At 71.9% G+C, this 23,134-nt stretch carries 22 protein-coding genes; all 22 read right to left on the bottom strand.

Features of this window, described 5'->3' with window-relative positions; genetic code table 11:
• Positions 1 to 729 (bottom strand): transcription antitermination factor NusB (locus HMPREF3086_RS10450; protein ID WP_305790935.1); only part of this gene is annotated, 729 nt, incomplete at its 3' end.
• Positions 730 to 980: 251 nt separating this feature from the next.
• Entirely contained in the window at positions 981 to 1,913 is a 933-nt protein-coding gene (gene fmt / locus HMPREF3086_RS10455; protein WP_070721754.1) for a methionyl-tRNA formyltransferase, read from the bottom strand.
• 3 nt (positions 1,914 to 1,916) lie between these two features.
• Positions 1,917 to 2,471, bottom strand: a complete 555-nt coding sequence (gene def, locus HMPREF3086_RS10460; protein WP_070721755.1) for a peptide deformylase — start codon at positions 2,469 to 2,471, stop codon at positions 1,917 to 1,919.
• A 58-nt stretch (positions 2,472 to 2,529) separates the two neighbouring features.
• Positions 2,530 to 4,575 carry a primosomal protein N' gene (locus tag HMPREF3086_RS10465; protein WP_070721758.1) on the bottom strand — a complete coding sequence of 682 codons (2,046 nt, stop codon included), beginning with the start codon at positions 4,573 to 4,575 and terminating at the stop codon, positions 2,530 to 2,532.
• 45 nt (positions 4,576 to 4,620) lie between these two features.
• A complete protein-coding gene (metK, locus tag HMPREF3086_RS10470; protein WP_181366019.1) occupies positions 4,621 to 5,832 on the bottom strand; it encodes a methionine adenosyltransferase in 1,212 nt (403 codons plus the stop codon).
• A gap of 61 nt (positions 5,833 to 5,893) precedes the next feature.
• On the bottom strand, positions 5,894 to 7,174 hold the full coding sequence (gene coaBC, locus HMPREF3086_RS10475) for a bifunctional phosphopantothenoylcysteine decarboxylase/phosphopantothenate--cysteine ligase CoaBC (RefSeq protein ID WP_181365946.1): 1,281 nt from the start codon (positions 7,172 to 7,174) through the stop codon (positions 5,894 to 5,896).
• Entirely contained in the window at positions 7,171 to 7,455 is a 285-nt protein-coding gene (gene rpoZ / locus HMPREF3086_RS10480) for a DNA-directed RNA polymerase subunit omega (RefSeq protein ID WP_061228655.1), read from the bottom strand. The genes coaBC and rpoZ overlap by 4 nt, the downstream gene beginning before the upstream one ends.
• Positions 7,456 to 7,521: 66 nt before the next feature.
• Complete coding sequence (gene gmk, locus HMPREF3086_RS10485; protein ID WP_061228656.1) at positions 7,522 to 8,124, bottom strand: guanylate kinase; 603 nt, start codon at positions 8,122 to 8,124, stop codon at positions 7,522 to 7,524.
• A gap of 7 nt (positions 8,125 to 8,131) precedes the next feature.
• A complete protein-coding gene (gene mihF / locus HMPREF3086_RS10490) occupies positions 8,132 to 8,455 on the bottom strand; it encodes an integration host factor, actinobacterial type (protein ID WP_007631925.1) in 324 nt (107 codons plus the stop codon).
• Between the two features lie 424 nt (positions 8,456 to 8,879).
• Positions 8,880 to 9,731, bottom strand: coding sequence for an orotidine-5'-phosphate decarboxylase (gene pyrF / locus HMPREF3086_RS10495; RefSeq protein WP_061228657.1), 852 nt, complete (start codon positions 9,729 to 9,731; stop codon positions 8,880 to 8,882).
• A complete protein-coding gene (gene carB / locus HMPREF3086_RS10500) occupies positions 9,731 to 13,090 on the bottom strand; it encodes a carbamoyl-phosphate synthase large subunit (protein ID WP_061228658.1) in 3,360 nt (1,119 codons plus the stop codon). Before carB ends, pyrF begins: the two co-directional genes overlap by 1 nt.
• Complete coding sequence (carA, locus tag HMPREF3086_RS10505) at positions 13,090 to 14,298, bottom strand: glutamine-hydrolyzing carbamoyl-phosphate synthase small subunit (RefSeq protein ID WP_061914784.1); 1,209 nt, start codon at positions 14,296 to 14,298, stop codon at positions 13,090 to 13,092. Before carA ends, carB begins: the two co-directional genes overlap by 1 nt.
• Positions 14,295 to 14,834, bottom strand: coding sequence for a PH-like domain-containing protein (locus HMPREF3086_RS10510; protein ID WP_061228660.1), 540 nt, complete (start codon positions 14,832 to 14,834; stop codon positions 14,295 to 14,297). The genes carA and HMPREF3086_RS10510 overlap by 4 nt, the downstream gene beginning before the upstream one ends.
• The gene (locus tag HMPREF3086_RS10515) at positions 14,831 to 16,168 is read right to left on the bottom strand and encodes a dihydroorotase (RefSeq protein WP_070721759.1); all 1,338 of its coding nucleotides are present in this window, start codon (positions 16,166 to 16,168) and stop codon (positions 14,831 to 14,833) included. Before HMPREF3086_RS10515 ends, HMPREF3086_RS10510 begins: the two co-directional genes overlap by 4 nt.
• Positions 16,165 to 17,106, bottom strand: coding sequence for an aspartate carbamoyltransferase catalytic subunit (locus HMPREF3086_RS10520; RefSeq protein ID WP_070721761.1), 942 nt, complete (start codon positions 17,104 to 17,106; stop codon positions 16,165 to 16,167). The genes HMPREF3086_RS10515 and HMPREF3086_RS10520 overlap by 4 nt, the downstream gene beginning before the upstream one ends.
• Entirely contained in the window at positions 17,103 to 17,687 is a 585-nt protein-coding gene (gene pyrR / locus HMPREF3086_RS10525; protein WP_070721765.1) for a bifunctional pyr operon transcriptional regulator/uracil phosphoribosyltransferase PyrR, read from the bottom strand. Before pyrR ends, HMPREF3086_RS10520 begins: the two co-directional genes overlap by 4 nt.
• 69 nt (positions 17,688 to 17,756) lie before the next feature.
• Positions 17,757 to 18,326, bottom strand: coding sequence for a transcription antitermination factor NusB (gene nusB / locus HMPREF3086_RS10530; RefSeq protein WP_061228664.1), 570 nt, complete (start codon positions 18,324 to 18,326; stop codon positions 17,757 to 17,759).
• Between the two features lie 2 nt (positions 18,327 to 18,328).
• Entirely contained in the window at positions 18,329 to 18,892 is a 564-nt protein-coding gene (gene efp / locus HMPREF3086_RS10535; RefSeq protein ID WP_007631945.1) for an elongation factor P, read from the bottom strand.
• 93 nt (positions 18,893 to 18,985) lie between these two features.
• A complete protein-coding gene (locus tag HMPREF3086_RS10540; protein ID WP_070721767.1) occupies positions 18,986 to 20,086 on the bottom strand; it encodes a M24 family metallopeptidase in 1,101 nt (366 codons plus the stop codon).
• Positions 20,083 to 21,210, bottom strand: a complete 1,128-nt coding sequence (aroB, locus tag HMPREF3086_RS10545; RefSeq protein WP_061228666.1) for a 3-dehydroquinate synthase — start codon at positions 21,208 to 21,210, stop codon at positions 20,083 to 20,085. Before aroB ends, HMPREF3086_RS10540 begins: the two co-directional genes overlap by 4 nt.
• A 52-nt stretch (positions 21,211 to 21,262) precedes the next feature.
• Positions 21,263 to 21,817, bottom strand: coding sequence for a shikimate kinase (locus HMPREF3086_RS10550; protein WP_061228667.1), 555 nt, complete (start codon positions 21,815 to 21,817; stop codon positions 21,263 to 21,265).
• Positions 21,814 to 23,028, bottom strand: a complete 1,215-nt coding sequence (aroC, locus tag HMPREF3086_RS10555) for a chorismate synthase (protein WP_061228668.1) — start codon at positions 23,026 to 23,028, stop codon at positions 21,814 to 21,816. Before aroC ends, HMPREF3086_RS10550 begins: the two co-directional genes overlap by 4 nt.
• Between the last annotated feature and the right edge of the window lie 106 nt (positions 23,029 to 23,134).

The following is a 23,134-nucleotide window of genomic DNA, read 5'->3' on the forward strand; positions in this document are numbered from 1 at the left end:
CCGCGCCGCGGCCAGCGCGACCAGTTGGCTGCCCTCGTCCTGCACCGCCGCCATGCCCTCGCGCACCGCGTCGAGCGTGCCCGGGTCCCCGGAGTCCAGGTGGACGGCGTACGGGGACAGCTCGCCCTCGCGCCCACCGGTGACCAGGGCGAGTTCCTCGGCCGAGATCGCCCCGGGTCGCGCGGCCAGGTGGACCTTGGGCCGGGCGTCGTCGGCCGCGAGCAGGTCGGGTAGTTCCCCGGCGGCGGCGCCGAGCGACTCGGCGAACGCGCGGGCGATCCACTCGGGGTGGGCGGTCCCCACCGCCATCCGCGCCACCGGGTCGGTCACCCCCTCGCGCAGCGCGTCGAGCCACGCGTCGAGGTCCCGGGCCGAGACCTTGCGCAGCACGGCGTTGACGAACGCCCCCGCTCGGCCGAGACCCGCCGTGCGCGCCGCCTCGACGCTGGTGTCGACGGCCGCGTGGGCGCCGATGCGGGTGAACAGCAGTTGGTACGCGCCCAGCCGGACGAGGTCGAGCACCGGCGGGTCGATCTCCTCGACGGGACGGGACGAGGCGAGCGTGATGATGCGGTCGAGCAGCCCCTGCGCGCGCAGGGTGCCGTACGTGAGTTCGGTGGCCAGGGCCGCGTCCCGGGAGTCGAGCTTCGCCCGCCGTAGCTCGGCCGGGAGCGTGAGGTTGGCGTAGGCCTGCCGTTCGCGGACGGCCGCCATCACGGCCAGCGCCACCGATCGCGCATCGGGCCGCCGCTGCGGTCGCTGCTGCTCTCTCGAGCGCTGCCGGTCGCCTGGTCGCTGCCGGTCGCCCGATCGCTGGCCGGCTCCCGAACGCGGGCCCCCTGACCGCTGCTGGCCGCCCGAGCGTGGGCGGTCTCCGCCGGTGTCCCGGGGCCGACCTCTGCCGTCTCCGCGCTTCGGGCCGCCTCCGCCGTGCCTGCTGTCGCCGTTTCCGGCGCCGCGGCCCCGCCCGCCGTCGGCGCTCACTCGAAGGCCGCCTCGTCGTCGAGGCGGGCGCCGCGGATCCAGTCGAGTGCGTTCATCATCTTCTTCCCCGGGGGCTGGATGCTCTCGATCGCCATGGGTGCGGAGGCGGTGCCGACGTGGAAGGTCCTCTTGTCCCACGCGATGCGCCCGGGCTCGAGGGCGGGTGCGGCGTCGTCGGCCGGGCGGGCGGTGCCGATCTTCACCCGCTGCCTGTTCAGCGTCGTCCACGCACCGGGCGCCGGGGTGACCGAGCGGATATGTCGGTCCACCGCCAGTGCGGGGTCGGTCCACCGCACCCGCGCGTCGTCGACAGTGAGTTTCCCCGCGTGGGAGACACCATCGGTCGGCTGCGGCACCGGACGCAACTCCCCCGCCTCGAGGCCGTCGAGCGTCGCGACCAGCAGACCGGCCCCGGACTCGGACAGTCGCCCGAGCAGGTCGCCGGCGGTGTCGCGTGGCCGGATCGTCTCGGTCATCGTCCCCAGCACGGGGCCGGTGTCCATCCCCTCGTCGAGTCGGAACGTCGTGGCGCCGGTGACCTCGTCACCGGCCGCGATGGCGGCGTTGACGGGGGCGGCCCCCCGCCACGCGGGCAGGAGGGAGAAGTGCAGGTTGATCCAACCGTGCGCCGGGATGTCCAGAACGGGCCGTGGGACGAGGTGTCCGTAGGCGACCACGGGGACGGCGTCGGGCGCCAGTTCACGCAGCCGCTCGGCGAACCCGGAATCGCGGGCGTTGGGCGGGGTGAGGACCTCGATCCCCGCAGCGTCGGCGGCGGCCGCGACGGGACTGCGGGACAGCCCGCGGCCACGTCCGGTGCGCGCGTCGGGTCGGGAGACCACGGCCACCACCTCGTGGCGGTCGCTGTCGAGGAGAGCCCGCAGGGACGGGACGGCGACGTCGGGGGTGCCGGCGAAGACGAGGCGCATCGGTCACCTCACCGCCATGGCGTCGGAGAGCTGGTCGTAGATGACCCCGGCGCTGACGGCGGCGCTCCCGAACCACGCGGACGAGCGGATCTCGGCCATCGCGGCGCGGCGACGTTCCGGGGTGAGCCGCTGGAGGAACAGCACCCCGTCGAGGTGGTCGATCTCATGCTGGACCGCGCGGGCGAGGATGCCCTCCGCCTCGAAGCTCACGGGGTCGCCCTTCACGTCGAACCCGCGTGCGCGGACCCGGGCGAACCGCTCCGTGGGCATCGACACACCCGGGATGGACAGACAGCCCTCGTTGACCTCGGTGCTCTCGTCCCCGATGGCCTCCCATTCCGGGTTGACCAGGTGGCCCCGACGTCCTCCACAGGTGTAGACGAACACGCGGGTGGACAGGCCGATCTGCGGGGCCGCGAGACCGGCGCCCTCCTCGTGCGCGACCGTGTCCATGAGGTCCGTCACCGTCCGCGCCAGCCGGTCGTCGAAGGAGGTGACGGGATCAGCGGCGGTCCTCAGGACGGGATCGCCGAAGAGCCGGACGGGGTGGACGGGCATGCGTATCGGGTCTCCTCGGGGCGACGGTGATGAACAGCCATTCTAGGCGCTGCGTCGGTCATCCGATGTTCACGGGATCCAGGCGGACGCGCAGCGGATGGGTGGATCGTCTGCCCGCCCGCCGGACGATGAGGGCGCGCAGCTCCGCGGCGACGTCGTTCAGCATCGCCGGGGGGACCCGCAGGAGGACCCGCTCGGGATCCTCCACCTCGTCATGGCCGGGCAGCTCCTCGCCAGGGGGGAGGTCCACCGGGCCGAGCACCTCGACGCTGTCGGCGAACCGGAAGTCCTCGAGGAACTCCGCCAGCGCCGACGCGGGGCCGTCGACCGCCATCATGTGTACCGCCGGGGGGAACCCGACCTCGGCGCGGTCGGCGAGCTCGCGCTCCGCCCAGCCCTGTGGGTCCCACCGGACCAACGCCTGGGCGACCGCGGACCCGGAGTCCGCCGACAGGAACACCCTGCCGCCCTCGTCGGCCGGGCGGACGAGCCCGGCGGCGCCGATCCACAGCCGGAGCGCGTTCTGCACAGCCCTCAGGTCGGGCCGTCCGAGCAGCGCCCACGAGTCCAACAGCAGCGCGGCGCCGTAACCGCCGTCGGCGACGGGCTCGGCGCCGGGGGTGGACACGATGATCGCGGGACTCGCGGGTACGGAGTCGAGGATCTCCCCTCCCCCGCTCGTGCGGATCCGCACCCCGGGGAACATCCGGCCCAACTCCTCGGCGGTGCGCCCCGCGCCCACGACCCCGGCGCGCAACGCACGCGATCCGCAGGCCACGCATCGGAACCCCGGCTCGGGCGCCCCGCACCACCCGCACGCCAGCTCGACCGGCCCGTGGACCTCGTCCATGCGGCCGGCGCGCAGGGGGCCGTTGCAGCGACGACACCGGGCGGGCGTCCGGCAGGAACCGCACAGCAGAGTGGGGATGTACCCCTTCCGGGGAACCTGGACCAGGACCGGCGCGTCGACGTCGATCGACTCGCGGGCCATCGTCAACGCGACGGCCGGCAGGCGCGTGCGGCCGCCCGCGACGTCACGTGCCTGGACCGGGTCGGCGTCCGTCACGGCCACCACCCGCGGGGCCAGCTCGCGGACCAGGCCGGCGCGGGGCCGGATCTCGTGTGCCCAGCCGATCCTCACGTACTCCGCGACTTCCGGCGTCCGGTCCACCGACGTCAGCAGGAGCGGGGTGCCCTCGAGCGCGGAACGCTGGGCGGCGACATCACGCGTGTGCGGATACGGAGCGCGGGGTTCGACGAAGGAGTCGTCACCGTCGTCGTGCAGCACGATGAGGCCCGGTTCGGGGAGCGGGGCGAAGACGGAGCTGCGTGTGCCCACGACGATCCGTGCATGCCCGCGGACCGCGCGCAGCCAGCGTCGGTACCTGGCGGAGGGGCCCACTCCCGCGGACAGGTCGGCGACGAGGTCCCGGCCGGCCGCTCCGCCCCCGACCACCTCGCGGCACGCCCCGGCGAGGCGGTCGACGTCACGCTGGTCCGGGACGATGAGCAGCACCTGCAGACCCCGTCGTCGGACGGAGTCGGCGAGTGCGGCCAACGACCGCGCCCAGTCCCGGCCGGGCGGCACCGTCCACACCCCCCGGGCCGGCACACCGCCGGTGACCGCCTCGAGGAACCTGGCGACCATCGGGTGGTCCTCCCAGCCCGCCGGTAGTTCGACCGGGCCGATCGACACCCCCTCGGACGCGCCGGGCTCGGGCACGGACTTCTCCGCCGCCGCGTGCCGGGGCGGGATGGCCAGTCGGAGCACGTCGGACCGCGTGCCCACCCACCGGCGCGCGACGAGGTCGACCAGGTGCAACAGCGCCGGGGTGAGGACGGGTTCCGGGGAGACCACGCGTTCGAGCCAGGCGAGCTCGCCCTGGTGGTCGGTGTGGGCCGTGCGTTCGACGAGGAAACCGTCGACAAGTCGGCCGGCGAAGCGCACCCGCACGCGTACGCCGGGGCGAGCCTCGGCCGACATCGACTCGGGCACCCGGTAGTCGAATTCGCGGTCGAGGTGGGGTACCCCGAGCAACGGCAGAACCCGGGCCACGGGGCGCTCGGCCGCCGCGACCCGGGTCGCCGGGCGCGTTGTCGTCACGTCGGGAATCCTCGCACCCCGCTACGACACCCGGGTGCGACGGCTCTACAGTCCGGCGGCCGTCCTGAGGTCCTCGACGCGGTCGGTGCGCTCCCAGGGCAGGTCGACGTCGGTGCGTCCGAAGTGGCCGTAGGCCGCGGTGGGGGCGTAGATGGGCCGCTTGAGGTCCAGGTCGCGGATGATGGCGCCCGGGCGCAGGTCGAACACCTCGGTCACGGCCTGCTGCAGACGGTCGATGTCGACCTTCTCGGTGCCGAAGGCCTCGACGAACAGGCCGACGGGGGCGGCCTTGCCGATGGCGTAGGCGACCTGGACCTCGACGCGCTCGGCCAGCCCGGCGGCGACGATGTTCTTGGCGACCCAGCGCATGGCGTACGCGGCGGAGCGGTCGACCTTGGACGGGTCCTTGCCCGAGAAGGCGCCGCCGCCGTGACGGGCCATGCCGCCATAGGTGTCGACGATGATCTTGCGTCCGGTCAGACCGGCGTCGCCCATCGGGCCACCGAGCACGAACCGGCCGGTGGGGTTGACCAACAGGCGGAAGTCGGAGGTGTCGATGTCACCGGCCGCATCGGCCAGGACCGGGTCGATCACGTGGGCGGTGAGGTCGTCGCGCAGCGTGGTCTCGAGGTCGATGCCGTCGGCGTGCTGGGTGGAGATGACGATAGTGTCCAGACGCACCGCGCGGTCGCCGTCGTATTCGATGGTGACCTGGGTCTTGCCGTCCGGGCGCAGGTAGTCCAGGGTGCCGTCTTTGCGCACCTCGGTCAGCCGCCGGGACAGGCGGTGGGCCAGCGCGATCGGCAGCGGCATGAGCTCGGGGGTGTCCGAGCAGGCGTAGCCGAACATCAGGCCCTGGTCGCCGGCGCCCTGGCGGGCGATGGCGTCCTCGACCGATTCGGTGGAGGTGCGTGCCTCGTGGGAGGTGTCGACGCCCTGGGCGATCTCCGGGGACTGCTGGCCGATGGAGATGGACACGCCGCAGGAGACCCCGTCGAAGCCCTTGTCGGAGGAGTCGTAGCCGATCTCGACGATCTTGTCGCGGATGAGCTGCGGGATCTCCACGTAACCGGTGGTCTTGACCTCGCCGGCCACGTGGACCTGGCCGGTGGTGACCATGGTCTCCACGGCCACGCGGGCCGCCGGGTCCTGTTCCAGCATCGCGTCGAGGATCGAATCTGAGATGGCGTCACAGATCTTGTCCGGATGCCCCTCGGTCACGGACTCGCTGGTGAACAGCCGACGTGCCTGCGTCACAGTGCTTCTCTCTTCCATGGTGGGATCGCGTGTGATCGGTGCCGATCGCGTGAGAACGACACTAGTCGGTGCGGTCTGTGTCACTCCGGCGGGTCCGGCGGAGGCTGACCGCTGCGACCGCGTCGAGCAGCCGGTCGGCTAGGAGGTTCTTGCTCGCCCGGTCCAGCGTGGTCTCGGCGCCGTCGGCGTCGAGGATCCAGCCCCCGTTGTCGTCCCGGCCGAAGGTGGTGTCCCGCCCGACCTCGTTGACGACGAGGAGGTCGCATCCCTTCCTCGCGAGCTTCGCCCGGCCGTGCTCGAGGACTGACCCGGACGAGTCGCCGGTCTCGGCCGCGAAACCGACCAGGACGCAGCTGGAGGGGACGTCGCCGGCGGAGCGGGCCGCGACGAGGTCGGCCAGGATGTCGGGATTGCGCTGCAGCCTGATCTCGGCCGGCTCGGAATCGCTGCCCTTCTTGAGCTTGGACTCGGAGACGTCCGCCGGCCGGAAGTCGGCGACGGCCGCGGCCTTGACGACGACATCGGCGTGGGCGGCGGCGCGCAGGGTCTCCTCCCGCAACTCCAGGGCGGACTCGATGTGCACCGCCTCGACGGCCGCGGGTACCGGGAGGTCCGAGGAGGTCACCAACGTGACCCGGGCGCCGCGGGCCGCGGCCACCGCGGCGATCGCGTGTCCCTGCTTGCCGGAGCTCCGGTTGCCGAGGAACCGGACCGGGTCGATCTCCTCACGGGTACCGCCGGAGGTCACCACGACGTGCCGACCCGCCAGATCCCACGGCAAGGCCCCGCCGTCGAGGAGGAGCCAGGCCAGCCGGGCGATGTCCGACGGCTCGGGTAGGCGCCCGGCGCCGGTGTCGGCGCCGGTGAGGCGTCCGGAGGCCGGTGGCATGACGTGCACCCCGTCCCCGCGGAGAGTGTCGACGTTCCGCCGGGTGGCGGGGTGCTCCCACATCTCGGTGTGCATGGCCGGGGCGAGCAGGACCGGGCAGCGTGCGGTGAGCAGCGTGGAGGTGAGGAGGTCGTCCGCCCGGCCGCTCGCCGCGCGGGCGAGCAGGTCGGAGGTGGCGGGGGCGACGACGACGAGGTCCGCCCGCTGCCCGAGGGCGACGTGGCGGACGGACGGCACGTCCGAGAACACCCCGGTCGACACCGGCTTTCCGGACAGCGCCTCGAAGGTGGCGGACCCGACGAAGCGCAGGGCCGCCTCGGTGGGGACGACGTCGACGTGGCATCCGGACTCGGTGAGGAGCCGGATCAGGCCGCAGGCCTTGTACGCGGCGATCCCGCCGCCCACGCCGACGACGACACGCTTGCCGCGCATGTCGTCCCCGGTGGGGCTCACTCTCCCTCGGCGCAGTCGAGCAGATCGGAGTGCAGCTCGCGCAGCGCGATGGTCAGCGGCTTCTCGTGCAGCCCCGGGTCGACCAGCGGACCGACGTACTCGAGGATGCCCTCCTCGATCTGGTTGTAGTACGAGTTGATCTGCCGCGCGCGCTTGGCGGCGAAGATCACGAGCGCGTACTTGGAGGACGCCCGCTCGAGCAGCTCGTCGATCGGGGGGTTGGTGATACCGATCGGGGTGTCGTACAGCGGGGTGGCCGCTGCGGCTTCGGTGGTGGCCACTATGGGATCTCCTCTGGGTACTGCGGGCTGGTGTCTCGTGACACCCGGGTGACGCTGGGACCGGCGTTAGTCGCGGCCGACCAGCAATGATACCAACTCGTCGACGGCGGCCTCGAGTTCGTCGTTGACGATGACCACGTCGAACTCGTCGCGGGCCTCCATCTCGACCTTCGCGGTCTCGAGTCGACGGGCGACCACGTCGTGGGGTTCGGTACCCCTACCCCGCAGGCGGACCTCGAGTTCTTCCCATGACGGAGGTGCCAGGAAGACGGTCGTGCCCTCGGGTAGGGACTCGCGGATCTGACGGACCCCGGCCAGATCGACCTCGATGAGGACCGGCCGACCCTCGTCCAGGGCGCGGCGGACCGGCTCGGCGGGGGTACCGGAGAGCTGGAGGCCCCGGTGGATCTCGGCCCACTCCAGCATGCGGCCCCCCGCGACCGCGTCGCGGAACTCCTCCGTGGTGACGAAGTGATAGTCGCGACCGTCGACCTCGCCGGGGCGGGGATCGCGGGTGGTCATGGAGACGCTGAAGTAGAGATCGGACAGGCGCTCGCGCAGGCGGGCGACGACGGTGGACTTGCCGACAGCGGAGGGGCCGGCCAAGACGATCAGCCGGCCCCTCTTCGCCGTCGCCTCCGGGGCGGCCCCGGACGACGGTGTGTTCATTCGCCGATCAGTCGACCGTGAAGTCGAACCGCTCGAGCAGTGCGCGACGCTGGCGGTCACCGAGACCACGCAGACGGCGCGTCGGCGCGATCTCCAGCTCGGTCATGATCTCCTGAGCCTTGACCTTGCCCACCTTGGGCAGGGCCTCGAGCAGCGCCGAGACCTTCATCTTGCCGAGGATCTCGTCGCTCTCGGCATCCTTGAGCACCTGCTTGAGGTCGGTGCCGCCGCGCTTCAGGCGCTCCTTGAGCTCAGCCCGGGCGCGACGGGCGGCAGCCGCCTTCTCCAGAGCAGCAGCGCGCTGCTCATCGGTCAACTGGGGAAGGGCCACAATTCCTCCGTCTCGTTCGTGTGTGTCTCATGACTCACGCGGGTGTCCACCGTAGGACACCCCCGCCTGGTGTGCGGTGACCGTCCCCGGCGCGTCCGCGGGCTGCGGAACGCCTCCGGGAGCGGGCGCTCCCTCGTGCTCACCGTACCCGGGCGGTTCCGACTTCCCCGAGGGGATGTCGACTGTTCCGGGCCTGATGACCTCAGCAACAGTACGCGGCCGAGGGACCCCGTACCAGCGCGGGGCCCCGTAGCGGTACCCCGTCTGAACTGCGCATTGGCGTGGTGAGGTTGTACAGAAGACTAGCGGCGCGCCTCGGCCACCGCGAGTCGAACCACCCGAATGCCGCCGATCCGGTTCCCGCCGGGCACACCGGTGACGTGTCCCCATGTGACGTCGGTGAACCGGAGGGGACGGCGGTGACTCAGGAGTCGCCACCGAACCTGTACTGTGCCGCCAGATCGCGCACGACGGTCCGCATCGCGTCGACGTCCGGGCCCGCCCGGAGGACGTGCCGCGAGACGTTGACCAGGGTGTGCGGCAGCGCGGGCCCGGCGATCCTCCTGACGTCCTCGAGCGTGCCGCCCTGCTCCCCCACGCCCGGCATGAGGACGGGCCCGTGCAGCGCGTCCAGCCGCGGCGGATCGGCGACCGTGGCCCCCACGACCACACCGAAGGGGCCGGGTGCCCCCGGGGTGGCCGTGCCGTTGCGGCGGCCCACCTCGTCGACCACCGCCTGCGCGACCGATCCCGCGGACCCGAGCGAGCGCTGCAACGGACCCGCTTCGGGGTTGGAGGTGCGGGCGAGGACGAACAGCCCTCGCCCGGTGTCCGAGGCCGCCTCGAACGCGGCGTCCAGTGATCCGACGCCGAGGTACGGCGAGACGGTGAGCGCATCACACGCGAGCGGAGAGGAATCGCGCAGCCACGCCCGGGCGTACCCGGCCATGGTCGAGCCGATGTCGCCGCGCTTGGCATCCGCGACGGACAGCGCGCCGGCCTCGCCGATCCGGTCGAGGACCTGCTCGAGGACGCCGATGCCGGCCGAGCCGTGTTCCTCGAAGAACGCGACCTGGGGTTTGACCGCCGGGACGAGGTCCGCGAACGCCTCGAGCGACCGGCGTGCGAACTCGGCGAGCCCGTCGGCGTCCGCCCCGAGTCCCCACGCCTCGAGCAGTGCGGGGTGTGGATCGATCCCCACGCACAGGTTGCCGCGGGCGGAGACCGCCGAGCGTAACCGCTCGCCGAAGGGGGCCCGGGGGGCGGAGACGGTCATCAGGAGGCGAACCCCGAGTGCAGGTCCTGCAGCGGGCTGACGGTGACGTCGCCGCGGCGTGTCGCCTCGATGCCGTGGACGGCGGCCGTGGCGCCCTGGACGGTCGTGACGCACGGGACGCGACGCGAGATGGCGGCGGAGCGGATCTCGTGTCCGTCCGCCCGGGTCCCGCCCGTCGAGGAGGCGATGTTGAGGATGAGATCCACCTCGTCGGCGTTGATGCGGTCGACGATCGTCCGGACCGCGTTGCCCTCGGCGTCCACGGGACCCGAGCCCGACTCGGAGAGCTTCGCCACGGTCTCGCACGCGATCCCGTACCGCCGCAGCATCAGAGCGGTCCCCTCGGTGGCCAGAACGGTGAACCCGAGCGCGGCGAGGCGCTGCGCGGGGAACACCATCGAGCGCTTGTCCCGGTTCGCGACCGAGACGAACACGGTGCCCGACGTGGGGAGCACCCCCTCGGCGGCGAGCTGACCCTTGGCGAAGGCGACGGCGAAGTCGGGGCCGATGCCCATGACCTCGCCGGTCGACTTCATCTCCGGGCTCAGCAGGGAGTCGACGGTGTCGCCTTCCGGGGTGCGGAAGCGGTTGAACGGGAGGACCGCCTCCTTGACCGCGACGGGCGCGTCCGCGGGCAGGGAGCCGCCGTCCCGGTCCGAGGGCAGGAGTCCCTCCTCGCGCAGCGCTGCGATGGACTCGCCCATCATGATCCGGGCGCAGGCCTTGGCCAGGTGGACGCCGGTCGCCTTGGACACGAACGGCACGGTGCGGCTGGCGCGCGGGTTGGCCTCGAGGACGTAGAGGACGTCGTCCTTGATGGCGTACTGGACGTTCATCAGGCCCTTGACGCCGATGCCGAAGGCGAGTGCCTCGCTCGAACGGCGGACACGGTCGATGTCGTCCTGGCCGAGGGTGATCGGCGGGAGTGCGCAGGCGGAGTCGCCGGAGTGGATGCCGGCCTCCTCGATGTGCTCCATCACGCCACCGAGGTAGACCTCGGTGCCGTCACACAGGATGTCGACGTCGATCTCGACGGCGTCGTCGAGGAAGCGGTCCACCAGGACCGGACGGTCCGGGCTGATCTCGGTCGCCCGGTCGATGTAGGAGCGAAGTGAGGCCTCGTCGTAGACGATCTCCATACCCCGGCCGCCCAGCACGTAGGACGGGCGCACGAGAACGGGGTAGCCGATGTCCGCGGCGATGGTCGTGGCCTCCTCCGCGTTGATCGCGGTGCCGAACGCGGGGGCGGGCAGGCCGGCGCGGACCAGCACCTCGCCGAACTCGCGGCGGTCCTCGGCCAGGTCGATGGCGGACGGGCTGGTGCCGACGATCGGCACCCCGGCCTCCTCGAGCTGGGCGGCCAGGCCGAGCGGGGTCTGCCCGCCGAGCTGGACGAGGACGCCCGCGACCGTTCCCGACTCGGACTCGGCGTGGTAGACCTCCATGACGTCCTCGAACGTGAGCGGCTCGAAGTAGAGGCGGTCCGCCGTGTCGTAGTCGGTCGAGACGGTCTCCGGGTTGCAGTTGACCATGACGGTCTCGTAGCCGGCCTCGGACAGGGTCAGGGCGGCGTGCACGCACGAGTAGTCGAACTCGATGCCCTGGCCGATCCGGTTGGGACCGGAGCCCAGGATGATGACCTTCTCCCGCTCCGTCTGCGGCGTGACCTCCGACTCGGCGGCGGGGTCGAGCTCGTAGGTGGAGTAGTGGTACGGGGTCTTGGCCTCGAACTCGGCCGCGCAGGTGTCGACGGTCTTGTAGACGGGGCGCACCCCCAGGCGGTGCCGAAGGCGCTGCACGCCCTCGGCCCCGGCGAACTCGGGGCGCAGCGCCGCGATCTGGGCGTCGGACAGCCCGTTGTGCTTGGCGCGACGCAGCAGGGGCTCGTCGACGACCGGGGCGTCGATGATCTCCTGACGCAGCTCGACCAGCGCGGCGACCTCGTCGACGAACCACGGGTCGATGCCCGAGGCCTCGTGCACCTGCTCGACCGTGGCGCCCAGGCGCAGCGCGAGCTCGACGTCGTACATGCGTCCCTCGGTCGGGCGACGCAGATCGTCGAGGACCGCCGTGACGTCGGTCGAACGCCCCGGGGCGATGACCTCGTCGGGCAGGGTCCAGAAGCCGGCGGCCTTGGTCTCGAGCGAGCGCATGACCTTGCCGAGCGCCTCGCGGTAGTTGCGGCCGAGGCTCATGGCCTCGCCCACCGACTTCATCGTGGTGGTGAGGGTGTCGTCGGCACCCGGGAACTTCTCGAACGCGAAACGCGGGGCCTTGACGACGACGTAGTCGAGGGTCGGCTCGAAGCACGCCGGGGTCTCCCCCGTGATGTCGTTGGTGATCTCGTCGAGCGAGTAGCCGATCGCGAGGCGGGCCGCGATCTTGGCGATCGGGAAGCCGGTGGCCTTGGAGGCCAGCGCCGACGAGCGTGACACGCGGGGGTTCATCTCGATCACGACGATGCGGCCGTCGACCGGGTTGACGGCGAACTGGATGTTGCAGCCGCCGGTGTCGACGCCGACCTCGCGGATGATGGCGATGCCGAGGTCGCGCATGTTCTGGAACTCGCGGTCGGTCAGCGTCATCGACGGCGCGACCGTCACGGAGTCGCCGGTGTGCACGCCGAGGGCGTCCACGTTCTCGATCGAGCACACGACGACGACGTTGTCCTTGTTGTCGCGCATGAGCTCGAGCTCGAACTCCTTCCACCCGAGGATGGACTCCTCGATGAGGACGTTCGCGGTGGGCGAGGCCGACAGTCCGCCACCGGCGATCCGCTCGAGGTCCTCGGTGGTGAAGGCGAGGCCGGAACCGAGGCCGCCCATGGTGAACGACGGGCGGACGACGACGGGCAGGCCGAGCTCGGCGACCGTCGCGTGGACCTCCTCCATCGTGTGGCACACGGCGCTGCGCGCGGACTCGCCGCCCACACTGGCGACGATGTCCTTGAAGGTCTGCCGGTCCTCGCCGCGGTTGATCGCGGGGATGTCGGCGCCGATGAGCTCCACACCGTGCTTGGTGAGGATCCCCTGGGCGTCGAGCTGCATGGCGGCGTTGAGCGCGGTCTGCCCGCCCAGCGTCGCGAGGACCGCGTCGACGGGATGGCCCTGCTCGGCCTCGCGGACGAAGATCTTGTCGATGTACTCGGGAGTGATCGGTTCGACGTAGGTCGCGTCGGCGAACTCGGGGTCGGTCATGATCGTGGCCGGATTGGAGTTGACCAGCGTGACGCGCAGCCCCTCCGACTTGAGCACACGGCACGCCTGGGTCCCGGAGTAGTCGAACTCACTGGCCTGGCCGATGACGATCGGGCCGGAGCCGATGACGAGGACGTGGTTGATGTCTGTGCGCCGGGGCATCAGTTCGAGCCCTTTCTGGAGTCTGCGGAGCCGGTGTCGGAGGAGGCGAGCAGGCTGACGAAGCGGTCGAACAGGTCCGCCGCGTCGCGGGGGCCCGCGGCCGCCTCGGGGTGGTACTGGACGGAGAACGCGCTGCCGTCGGTGAGGGCGACGCCCTCGACGGTGCCGTCGTTGGCGCACACGTGGGTGACCGTCGCGGTCCCCCACGGGGTCTCCCAGGTGTCGTTCTCGGGGGCGCGGAGGGCGAACCCGTGGTTCTGCGAGGTGATGGCCACGGAGCCGGTGGCCTTCTCGATCACCGGGATGTTGGTGCCGCGGTGACCGAACCGCATCTTGTACGTGTCCAGACCCAGGGCGCGCCCGAGGATCTGGTTGCCGAAGCAGATGCCGAAGAACGGGATGCCCTGGCCGAGGACCTCCTTGGTGAGGTGCACGGCGGAGTCGGCGGTCGCCGGGTCGCCGGGCCCGTTGGACAGGAAGACGCCGTCGACGTCGAGGTCGAGGACGTCCTGGAGGGTCGACCCGGCGGGGATCACGTGGACCCGGACGCCCCGCGCCGCGAGCATCCGCGGCGTGTTGGACTTGATGCCCAGGTCGAGGGCGGCGACCGAGAATCGGGCCTCGCCCTCCGGCTCGACCACGTACGGCGCGGAGGTGGTGACCTCCTCGGACAGCGACGCGCCGGCCATGGACTCCTGGGCGCGGACCGCGGCGAGCATGGTCTCGTCGTCGGAGAGATCCGCGCCGGAGAAGATGCCGGCCTTCATCGCACCTCGCTCGCGGATGTGGCGGACGACCGCGCGGGTGTCGATCCCCGCGATGCCGACGACGCCCTGGGCGACCATCTCCTCTTCGAGCGTGCGCGTGGAGCGATGGTTGGAGGCGCGGCGCGACAGGTCGCGGATGACCAGGCCCGCGACCCAGATGCGGCCGCCGCCGACCTCGCCGTCGAGCAGCGACTCGCCGTCCTCGTCGTTCCAGCCGGTGTTGCCGATCTGGGGCGCGGTGGTCACGACGATCTGTCGACAGTAGGACGGATCGGTGAGGGTCTCCTGGTACCCGGACATACCGGTGGTGAACACCGCCTCACCGAGCGTGGTGCCGGTGGCGCCGAAGGCCTGCCCCCGGTGGATACGCCCGTCCTCGAGGACGAGTGCGGCGGGCTCGCCGACCCCCTGTCGCGCGGGCGTGGTGCTGTGCGATGTCACTGCTTCTCCTCGGTGGTGGAGTCGGTATCGGGGGTGGGGGCGGCGTCACCGCGCAGTGCCTCCCAGCGGGGGTAGCCGTCCTTGTCGTCGGCCCGGAAGCCCGAGTCGACGAGGGTGCGGCCGTCCGCGCCGGTGACCTGCCAGCGGGCGACGAGGATGCCGCCGCCGGGCACGGTCTTGTTGGCCAGTGCCGAGGCGCGGCGCACGTCGACGAGGTCGTGGCGCGGGATCCAGATGGTGGCGTCGGCGAGGTCGAGTCGCAGGCCGTCGGCGTGGGCGGTGAGGGTGCCGGCCGAGCGGTGCCCGAGCGGCGGGCGGGCGATCCTGGCCTGCCAGTCGCCCGCGATGGTGCTGCCGATGTACACGCCGGACAGCGGACCCAACACGATCTCGCCCGGGTCGGCGGGCGGTGCCGGCAGGTCGTCGAACAGACCCGCCTGGGATCGGCTCCGGTTCCGCCAGCCGACCGTCATCAGGCCGATCAGTCCGAGCAGCACGGCGATGACGACGATGACGGTCCAGGTGTCCTGGGTCATGCGAGTACCTCTCCGTCGCGGGTGGTCAGTCGGCCCCGGTACACGGTGCCGACGACCCTCGCCGCGAACGTCATTCCCTCGTAGGGGGTGTTGGCGGACAGACTTGCCAGCTCCTCACCGACGACGGTCCACGGGGAGTCGGGGTCGACGACGGCGAGGTTGGCCGGCTCCCCCACCGCGATCGGCCGCCCCTGGTCCGACAGGCCGGCGATCTCGGCGGGCCGGGTGCTCATGACGCGGGCGAGATCCCGCCAGGTCATGCCCCCGGTTTCGACGAGTAGGGCGGCGACGATGGGCAGTGCGGTCTCGAGGCCGAGCATGCCGGGACGGGCGGCGGCGAACTCGCAGCACTTCTCCTGGGCCGCGTGTGGGGCGTGGTCGGTGGCGACACAGTCGATCACCCCGGCGACGAGCGCCTCGCGCAACGCCGCAGCGTCGTGCGCCTCGCGCAGCGGCGGGTTGACGCGGTACACGCCGTCGTACGACTCGAGTCGCGAGTCGTCCAGCAGTAGGTGGTGCGGCGTGACCTCGGCGGTGATCGGGATGCCCTGCGCCTTAGCCCACCGCAGCAGCTCGACGGTGCCGGTGGTGGAGGCGTGGCAGATGTGGACGCGGGCACCCGCGTCGCGGGCGAGGATCGCGTCGCGGGCGACGATCGACTCCTCGGCCGAGCGCGGCCAGCCGGTGAGTCCGAGGCGTGCCGCGGTGGGCCCTTCGTGTGCCACGGCCCCACGGGTCAGGCGCGGCTCCTCGGCGTGCTGCGCGATGAGCACGCCGAGACCAGCCGAGTACTCGAGGGCGCGGCGCATCACCAGCGGGTCGTACACGCACATGCCGTCGTCGGAGAAGACCCGTACGCGGGCCTCTCCGGAGGCCATCTGCCCCATCTCCGTGAGCTGCTCGCCGGCGAGCCCGACGGTGACCGCGCCGACGGGGTGGACGTCGCACAGACCGACCTCGCGGCCGATCCTGAAAACCGAGTCGGTGACGGTCTGGTTGTCCTGCGGGGGTTGGGTGTTGGCCATGGCGAACACGGGGGTGTAACCGCCGCGGGCGGCGGCGGCCGACCCGGTCGCGATGGTCTCGGTGTCCTCGCGGCCGGGCTCGCGCAGATGGGTGTGCAGATCGACGAACCCGGGCAGCAGGATCGCGCCGTCGAAGTCGAGGACCTCGACGCCCCCGCCACCGTCGGCGACGTCGGCACCGGCGTGGGCGCCGGCGTCGTCGCCGATCGCCGCGATCCGGCCGTCCCGGACGAGGACGTCCACGGGGTCGCCCTCTCCATAGGGGCGTACTCGACGTAGCAGCAGGGTAGGCGCAGGTTGGGCGCTCACTCGGGGTTTCCTTCCGTTCCGACCAGGGCGTGCAGCAGCACCGACATGCGGACGTGCACCCCGTTGGTGACCTGCTGGAGGATCGCGGACGACGGCGCGTCGGCGGTGTCGAATCCGATCTCCATACCGCGGACCATCGGACCCGGGTGGAGGACCACGACGTCCTCCCCGAGCCGGGCGGCACGGGCTGTTCCGAGTCCGTAGCGCACCGCGTACTCGCGGGCGGACGGGAAGAACCCCCCGTTCATCCGCTCGGCCTGGACGCGCAGCATCATGACGGCGTCCGCGCCGTCCAGCTCGGCGTCGAGATCGGTGGAGGCGCGGACCGGGCAGGACTCCACACCCACCGGCAACAGCGTGGGCGGGGCGACGAGGACGACCTCCGCGCCCAGCGTCGACAACAGCAGGGCGTTGGACCGGGCGACCCGCGAGTGCAGGATGTCGCCGACGATCACCACGCGGCGCCCCTCGATACCGCCGAGCCGCTCGCGCAGGGTCATCGCGTCGAGCAGCGCCTGGGTGGGGTGCTCGTGCATGCCGTCGCCGGCGTTGATGACCGACGGGCCGGCACCTCCGGGGCAGACCCAGCCAGCGATCTGCTGCACCGCACCCGAGGCGGGGTGGCGGACGATGAGGGCATCGGCACCGATGGCGGTGAGGGTCAACGCGGTGTCGCGGAGCGACTCGCCCTTCTGGACTGAGGACGCGCTCGCCGAGACGTTGATGACGTCGGCGCTCATCCACTTGCCGGCGGTCTCGAAGGACACGCGTGTCCGGGTGGAGTTCTCGTAGAACACCGTCAGCACCGTCTTGCCACGCAGCGTCGGCAACTTGCGGACCTCGCGGCCGAGGAGGGCCTCCTTCAGGCGCGCCGCCTCGTCGAGGATCGACAGCGCCGCGTCCCGGTCGAGGTCGGCCGCCGAGAGCAGGTGCTTCATCGCGTCCCCTCCGGGTCGGGTCGCCGCAGGAACACGGCGTCGGTGCCGTCGATCTCGCTGAGCCGCACCGACACGCCCTCCTCTCGGGAGGTCGGGACGTTCTTGCCCACGTAGTCGGCGCGGATGGGCAGCTCGCGGTGACCGCGGTCGACGAGGACTGCCAGCTGCACGCGGGCGGGCCGACCGAGATCGCGGAGCGCGTCGAACGCGGCCCGGATGGTCCGGCCCGAGAACAGCACGTCGTCGACGAGGATGACCGTGGCCCCGTCGATCCCCCGCGCCGGCACCCTCGTGGGTCCCAGGGGCCGGTGCGGACCGTCCGCGAGATCGTCACGGTAGAGCGTGACGTCCAGCGAGCCGGCGTGGACCTCGGCACCGCTGAACTCGCGGATCCGCTCGGCGAGGCGAGCGGCTAGCGGCACGCCGCGGGTCGGGATGCCGAGCAGCACCACGGGGCCCGAGCCGGGCGCGTCCGCAGCGGTGCGTTCGATGATCTGATGGGCCAGGCGGGACACCGTCCTGGCGACGTCGTCGGACGTGAAGAGTGACACCGAGTTCGTCTCCGAACCGTCAGCGCTCACCGATCACCACCTCCTTGTCCGCCTCGCTGGACGGCTCGTTAAAGGGATAGCTTTCGGACCTGAACTCTATCAGCCGGCCGCGCCCGTCCCCGGATCGTCGGACGTGGCCTGCGACACGTCGGGCCCACCGGTGTCGCCGACGTCCGGTCCGTCGGGGCCGTCCAGACTCGACACGGCCCGCTCGGCGGCCCGGATGTGCTGGGCCAGCCCGGCCACCCGGTCGAGGACCGCGTTGACGTACGGCACCGACTTCTCCGCGGACAGGTCCGACACCAACAGGACCGCCTGGTCGATCACCACCGCCGCGTCCACCTCGTCGGAGCCGAAGAGCAGCTCCCACGCGGCCGCACGGAGCACCGCGCGGTCGACGGCGGGCAGCCGCTCGAGCGTCCACTCCCGCAGGTGCTCGGAGATCGTCGAGTCCAGCCGGTCGAGCCGCTCGGCGACGCCGGTGACGATCTCCATGGTGTACGGCGCGACGTCGTGGAACTCCTGGGACTCCTCCCCCATCCGGCGGCGCTCCTCGGCGAGCTGCACGACGTCGGCGTCCCGCAGTTCGGCCTCGAAGAGCAGGGAGACGGCACGCCTGCGCGCCCGGTACCGAGCTCCTCGGCGCCGGTGGTCGACCTCGTCCGCCATGATCAGTCGTTCACCCGGCTGAGGTAGTGGCCGTCACGGGTGTCGATGCGCAGCTTGTCGCCGGTGTTGATGAACAGCGGGACCTGCACCTCGGCGCCGGTCTCGAGGGTGGCGGGCTTGGTGCCGCCGGTGGAGCGGTCACCCTGGAGGCCGGGATCGGTGTGCTGCACGATCAGGTCCACGGCGACCGGCATCTCGGCGAACAGCGGGACGCCCTCGTTGAACGAGACCTGGACGGTGGTGTTCTCGAGCAGGAAACGCGCGCCGTCGCCCATGACGGCCGGGCTGACGTTGATCTGCTCGTAGTCCTGCTCGTCCATGAGGACGTAGTCCTCACCGTCGCGGTACAGGAACGTCATGTCGCGGCGGTCGACCGTCGCGATCTCGACCTTGACGCCGGCGCTGAACGTCTTGTCGACGTTCTTCCCGGTGACGACGTTCTTCAGCTTCGTCCGCACGAACGCCGGGCCCTTACCGGGCTTGACGTGCTGGAATTCGACGATCTGCCACAGCTGCCCCTCCTCTTTGAGGACGAGGCCGTTCTTGAAGTCGGCGGTGGACGCCATAGTCGGTACTCCTTCGGGAAAGTCGTCGGGCGGGACGCCGGTGGGGGCGCCGCGCACGTGGTCGTGGGCAGACCACTCGGGGCGTGCTGGTGGTCAGAGCGCCCTGAGAGCCTTCGACGTGGTGGTCAGGGACCTCCCGCCACCTCCGGTGACGGCCACGGTGTCCTCGATCCGGATCCCGCCGAGACCCGCGAGGTAGATCCCCGGCTCGATGGTGATCACATCGCCGTCGGACAGTGTACTCGTGGACCTCGTCGACACCGCGGGCGCTTCGTGCACGTCCAGGCCCACCCCGTGGCCCAGCGAGTGGCCGAAGTGGTCGCCGAACCCGGCGTCGTCGATGATGCCCCGGCTCACCGCGTCGAGGTCCGCGCACCCCATCCCCTCGCGCACCGCCCCCACGCCGGCCAGCTGCGCACGCAGGACGACGTCGTAGGCGTCCAGCAGCCGATCCGGGGCGGTGCCCAGCGCGACCGTGCGGGTGCAGTCCGACGCGTAGCCGGAGACGGTGGCGCCGAAGTCGACCACCACGAGGTCGCCGTCGGCGAGCGCCCGGTCGCCCGGCACGTGGTGCGGGTGCGCTCCGTTGGGGCCGGAGGCGACGATCGTCTCGAACGCCACTCCGTCCGATCCCGCCCGCCGCATCGCGTGTTCGAGGTCGGCCGCGACCTCCCGCTCGGTGCGGCCCACGGCGATGGCACCGGCGTTCACCAGGTGTGTCCACGCCTCGTCGACCACGCCGCAGGCGCGCTCGATGAGCGCCAGCTCCTCGGGGTCCTTGGCGCGGCGCACCTGCTCCACGAGGCCGCTGGTCTCGACGATGCGGGTGGCCGCTCCCCCGGTGTCCGCGAGCGCGCGGCGGAGGGCGGACGCCGCCGACAGCGTCATGTGCTCGGCCTCCACGGCGAGCGGGGCGTCCGCGGGGCCGCGGCGACGCCCGAGCACGCCGGAGACGTACTCCCGCGAGATCACGTGCCCCACGTCCGGGGCCTGCTCGACCACCTGGAGTTCGTACCGCGAATCCGTGCAGAGCACCGCCTCGCCGTCGTCGTCCACCAACGCGACGCCACCGGACCCGCGGAACCCGGTCAGGTAGGCGATGTTGCGCGGATCGGTGACCAACAGGCCCTGCGCGCCGACGTCCGCGAGGGCGACGGCCAGGGCCTTCCGGCGGCGGGCGAGTCGCTCGATCACAGGAGGATCCCCCCACCGCTGGGGGCACGGCCCTCGGAGATGGTGGCGTAGGCGGCCGTCATCAGCGACGGGTCCGGGGCCTCCATCCGGGAGGGGCGCGCGAGCCCGTCCAGCACCACCAGCCGCAGGAAGCCGGAGTGGTTCTTCTTATCCCCGGCCATGAGCTCGAGCAGGCGCGGGAACGCGTCCGGGTCGTACCCGGTCGGCAGGCCGAGCGAGGCCAGGACCGAGGAATGGCGATCGGCCGTCGCGTCGTCGAGGCGACCGGCGAGCCTCGCGAGCTCCGCGACGAAGCACATGCCCACGCTGATCGCGGCGCCGTGACGCCAGCGGTACTGCTCGCGACGCTCGACCGCGTGGCCGAGGGTGTGCCCGTAGTTGAGGATCTCCCTCAGGCCCGACTCCTTGAGGTCCTGCCCCACGACGTCGGCCTTGACCTGCACGCTGCGGCGGATCAGCTCGACGATCGTGTCCCCGGACGGGTCCAGCGCCGCCTCCGGGTCGGCCTCGATGAGGTCGAGGATCACGGGGTCGGCGATGAAGCCGCACTTGACCACCTCGGCCATGCCCGAGACCAACTCGTTGCGGGGAACGGACTCCAGGGTGGCCGTATCGATGAACACCGCCGCCGGCTCGTGGAAGCTGCCCACCAGGTTCTTGCCCGCGTCCGTGTTGATGCCGGTCTTGCCGCCGACGGCCGCGTCGACCATCGCCAGCAGCGTCGTGGGGATGTGCACCACCCGCACGCCCCGCATCCACGTGGCGGCGACGAAGCCGGCGAGGTCGGTGGCGGCCCCGCCGCCCAGGCTGACGATCGTGTCCTTGCGGTTGAGCCCGATCTGCCCGAGGACGTCCCAGCAGAACCCGGCCACGGCGAGGTCCTTCCCCGCCTCGGCGTCGGGGATCTCGATCCGGTGGGCGTCCACCCCCGCCTCGGCGAGCTTCTCGCGCAGCGTCTCGGCCGTCTGCGCCAACGGCGGCTGGTAGAAGATCGCGACGGTCCGCGAGGACGAGCACTCCTCGAGGATCTCCGGCAGCAGCCCGCGGCCGATCACCACGGGATACGGGTCCGCGGCGCGCACCTCCACGACGACGGGGTCGCTGGTGTTCGGATCCTGGTTCATCTGTCGCTCCCGCTCATCGATCGTCTCCGCACGCGTGTGCGCGTCCTCACCATCATCTCGTCCGGCCGCCGGCGCCCCGCGGATGCGGGTCGCCGGAGTCGAGCCTGTCGACGATGTCCGACACCACCTTGCCCGAACTGCGTCGCTCGGTGCTCACGGTCGTCCAGGCCACCTCCCGGTACAGGGGTGCCCGCTCGGTGAGCAGTGCCTGGTACCGCGCGGTGACGTCACCGCCGGACAGCAGTGGGCGACCCGGTCCCTGGGAACGGCGCACGCCCTCGGCGACGCCGATCGTGAGGTGGACGACCCGGTGCCCGCGCAGCCGCTCCCGTGTCACCGGGGATAACACCGCGCCCCCGCCGAGGGAGAGCACCCCGCCGAAGGTGGTGAGAGCCTCGCCGATGATCCGCTCCTCGATCTCGCGGAAGGCGGGCTCACCGTCGGAGGCGAAGATCTCGGGGATACTCCGGCCCTCGGCCTCCTCGATCAGGTGATCGGCGTCCAGGAACGGCAGCTCGAGACGTCGGGCGAGTTTGCGGCCGATGGTGGTCTTCCCGGCGCCGGGCGGGCCCACGAGCACCGCGACCGGACGTGCCGGGCCGCTCATACCTCGTCCGTCGCCCAGTCCAGACGCTCGGCGACCGCGTCGAGGTACCCCTCGGCGTTGCGGCGGGTCTCCGCCAGCGAGTCGCCACCGAACTTCTGCAGTACCGCACGGGCCAGCACGAGCGCGACCATCGACTCCGCGACGACGCCCGCCGCGGGGACGGCGCACACGTCCGAGCGCTGATGGATCGCCGTGGCCGCCGACCCGTCCTCCATGTCGACCGTCGCGAGGGCACGCGGAACGGTCGAGATGGGCTTCATCGCCGCCCGCACCCGCAGGGGCTGGCCGTTGGTCATGCCGCCCTCGAGTCCGCCCGCGCGGTTACTGCGGCGCTCGACGCCGTCCGCACCCCGGACCATCTCGTCATGGGCGACGCTGCCGCGCCGGCGGGCCGTCTCGAACCCGTCACCGACCTCGACGCCCTTGATGGCCTGGATCCCCATGAGGGCGCCGGCGAGCTGGGCGTCGAGACGCTCCTCGCCCGACACGTGCGACCCGAGTCCGATCGGGAGCCCGTGGACGACGACCTCGACCACGCCCCCGAGGGTGTCACCGGCCTTCTTGGCGGCCTCGATCTCGGCGATCATCGAGTCCGCGGCGGCGGCGTCGAACGCGCGCACCGGGCTGGCGTCGATCGCCTGGAGATCGGCGAACGTCGGCTCGGGGCCCACGTAGGGCTCCGAGGCGCCGATGGAGATGACGTGGGACAGCACCTCCACGCCGAGGACGTCGCGGAGCACACCGCGGGCGACCGTCCCCGCCGCGACGCGGGCGGCGGTCTCACGCGCGCTGGCCCGCTCGAGGACCATCCGGGCGTCGTCGAAGTCGTACTTGAGCATCCCGGAGAAGTCCGCGTGACCGGGCCGCGGGCGGGTCAGGCGGGCGGCGCGGGCCTTGTCGTCGATCTCCTCGGGGTTTACGGGGTCCGCCGACATGATCTGTTCCCACTTGGGCCACTCGGTGTTACCGACCTCGATCGCCACCGGCGATCCCATGGTGCGACCGTGCCGGACGCCGCCCAGCACGCGCACGGCGTCGGCCTCGAACTTCATGCGCGCACCGCGGCCGTAGCCGAGGCGGCGGCGGGCGAGTTGCGCGGCGATCTGCTCGCTCGTCACCTCGACGCCCGCGATGACGCCCTCGACGATCGTCACGAGGGCCTGGCCGTGCGATTCTCCGGCAGTGGTCCACTTCAGCACGTCGCCGATCATCCCACGACCGGGTGGGCGGGGGCACATCAGGCCCGTCGAGGCGCCGCGTCGACGAGCACCGGGTGCCCCTCGCCGCGCGCGCCGGCGCTACCGCCCGAGGGCCCGC

The sequence above is a fragment of the Dietzia sp. HMSC21D01 genome (assembly GCF_001815995.1).
GTDB classification, from domain to species: domain Bacteria; phylum Actinomycetota; class Actinomycetes; order Mycobacteriales; family Mycobacteriaceae; genus Dietzia; species Dietzia cinnamea.

Coding starts and splice junctions, on each gene's coding strand:
- fmt (WP_070721754.1), bottom strand. CDS start 1,913: ATGCGCCTCGTCTTCGCCGGCACCCCCGACGTCGCCGTCCCGTCCCTG.
- def (WP_070721755.1), bottom strand. CDS start 2,471: ATGCCCGTCCACCCCGTCCGGCTCTTCGGCGATCCCGTCCTGAGGACC.
- gmk (WP_061228656.1), bottom strand. CDS start 8,124: ATGAACACACCGTCGTCCGGGGCCGCCCCGGAGGCGACGGCGAAGAGG.
- pyrF (WP_061228657.1), bottom strand. CDS start 9,731: ATGACCGTCTCCGCCCCCCGGGCCCCCTTCGGCGAGCGGTTACGCTCG.
- carB (WP_061228658.1), bottom strand. CDS start 13,090: ATGCCCCGGCGCACAGACATCAACCACGTCCTCGTCATCGGCTCCGGC.
- HMPREF3086_RS10510 (WP_061228660.1), bottom strand. CDS start 14,834: ATGACCCAGGACACCTGGACCGTCATCGTCGTCATCGCCGTGCTGCTC.
- HMPREF3086_RS10520 (WP_070721761.1), bottom strand. CDS start 17,106: ATGAAGCACCTGCTCTCGGCGGCCGACCTCGACCGGGACGCGGCGCTG.
- nusB (WP_061228664.1), bottom strand. CDS start 18,326: ATGGCGGACGAGGTCGACCACCGGCGCCGAGGAGCTCGGTACCGGGCG.
- efp (WP_007631945.1), bottom strand. CDS start 18,892: ATGGCGTCCACCGCCGACTTCAAGAACGGCCTCGTCCTCAAAGAGGAG.
- aroB (WP_061228666.1), bottom strand. CDS start 21,210: ATGAACCAGGATCCGAACACCAGCGACCCCGTCGTCGTGGAGGTGCGC.
- HMPREF3086_RS10550 (WP_061228667.1), bottom strand. CDS start 21,817: ATGAGCGGCCCGGCACGTCCGGTCGCGGTGCTCGTGGGCCCGCCCGGC.
- aroC (WP_061228668.1), bottom strand. CDS start 23,028: ATGATCGGCGACGTGCTGAAGTGGACCACTGCCGGAGAATCGCACGGC.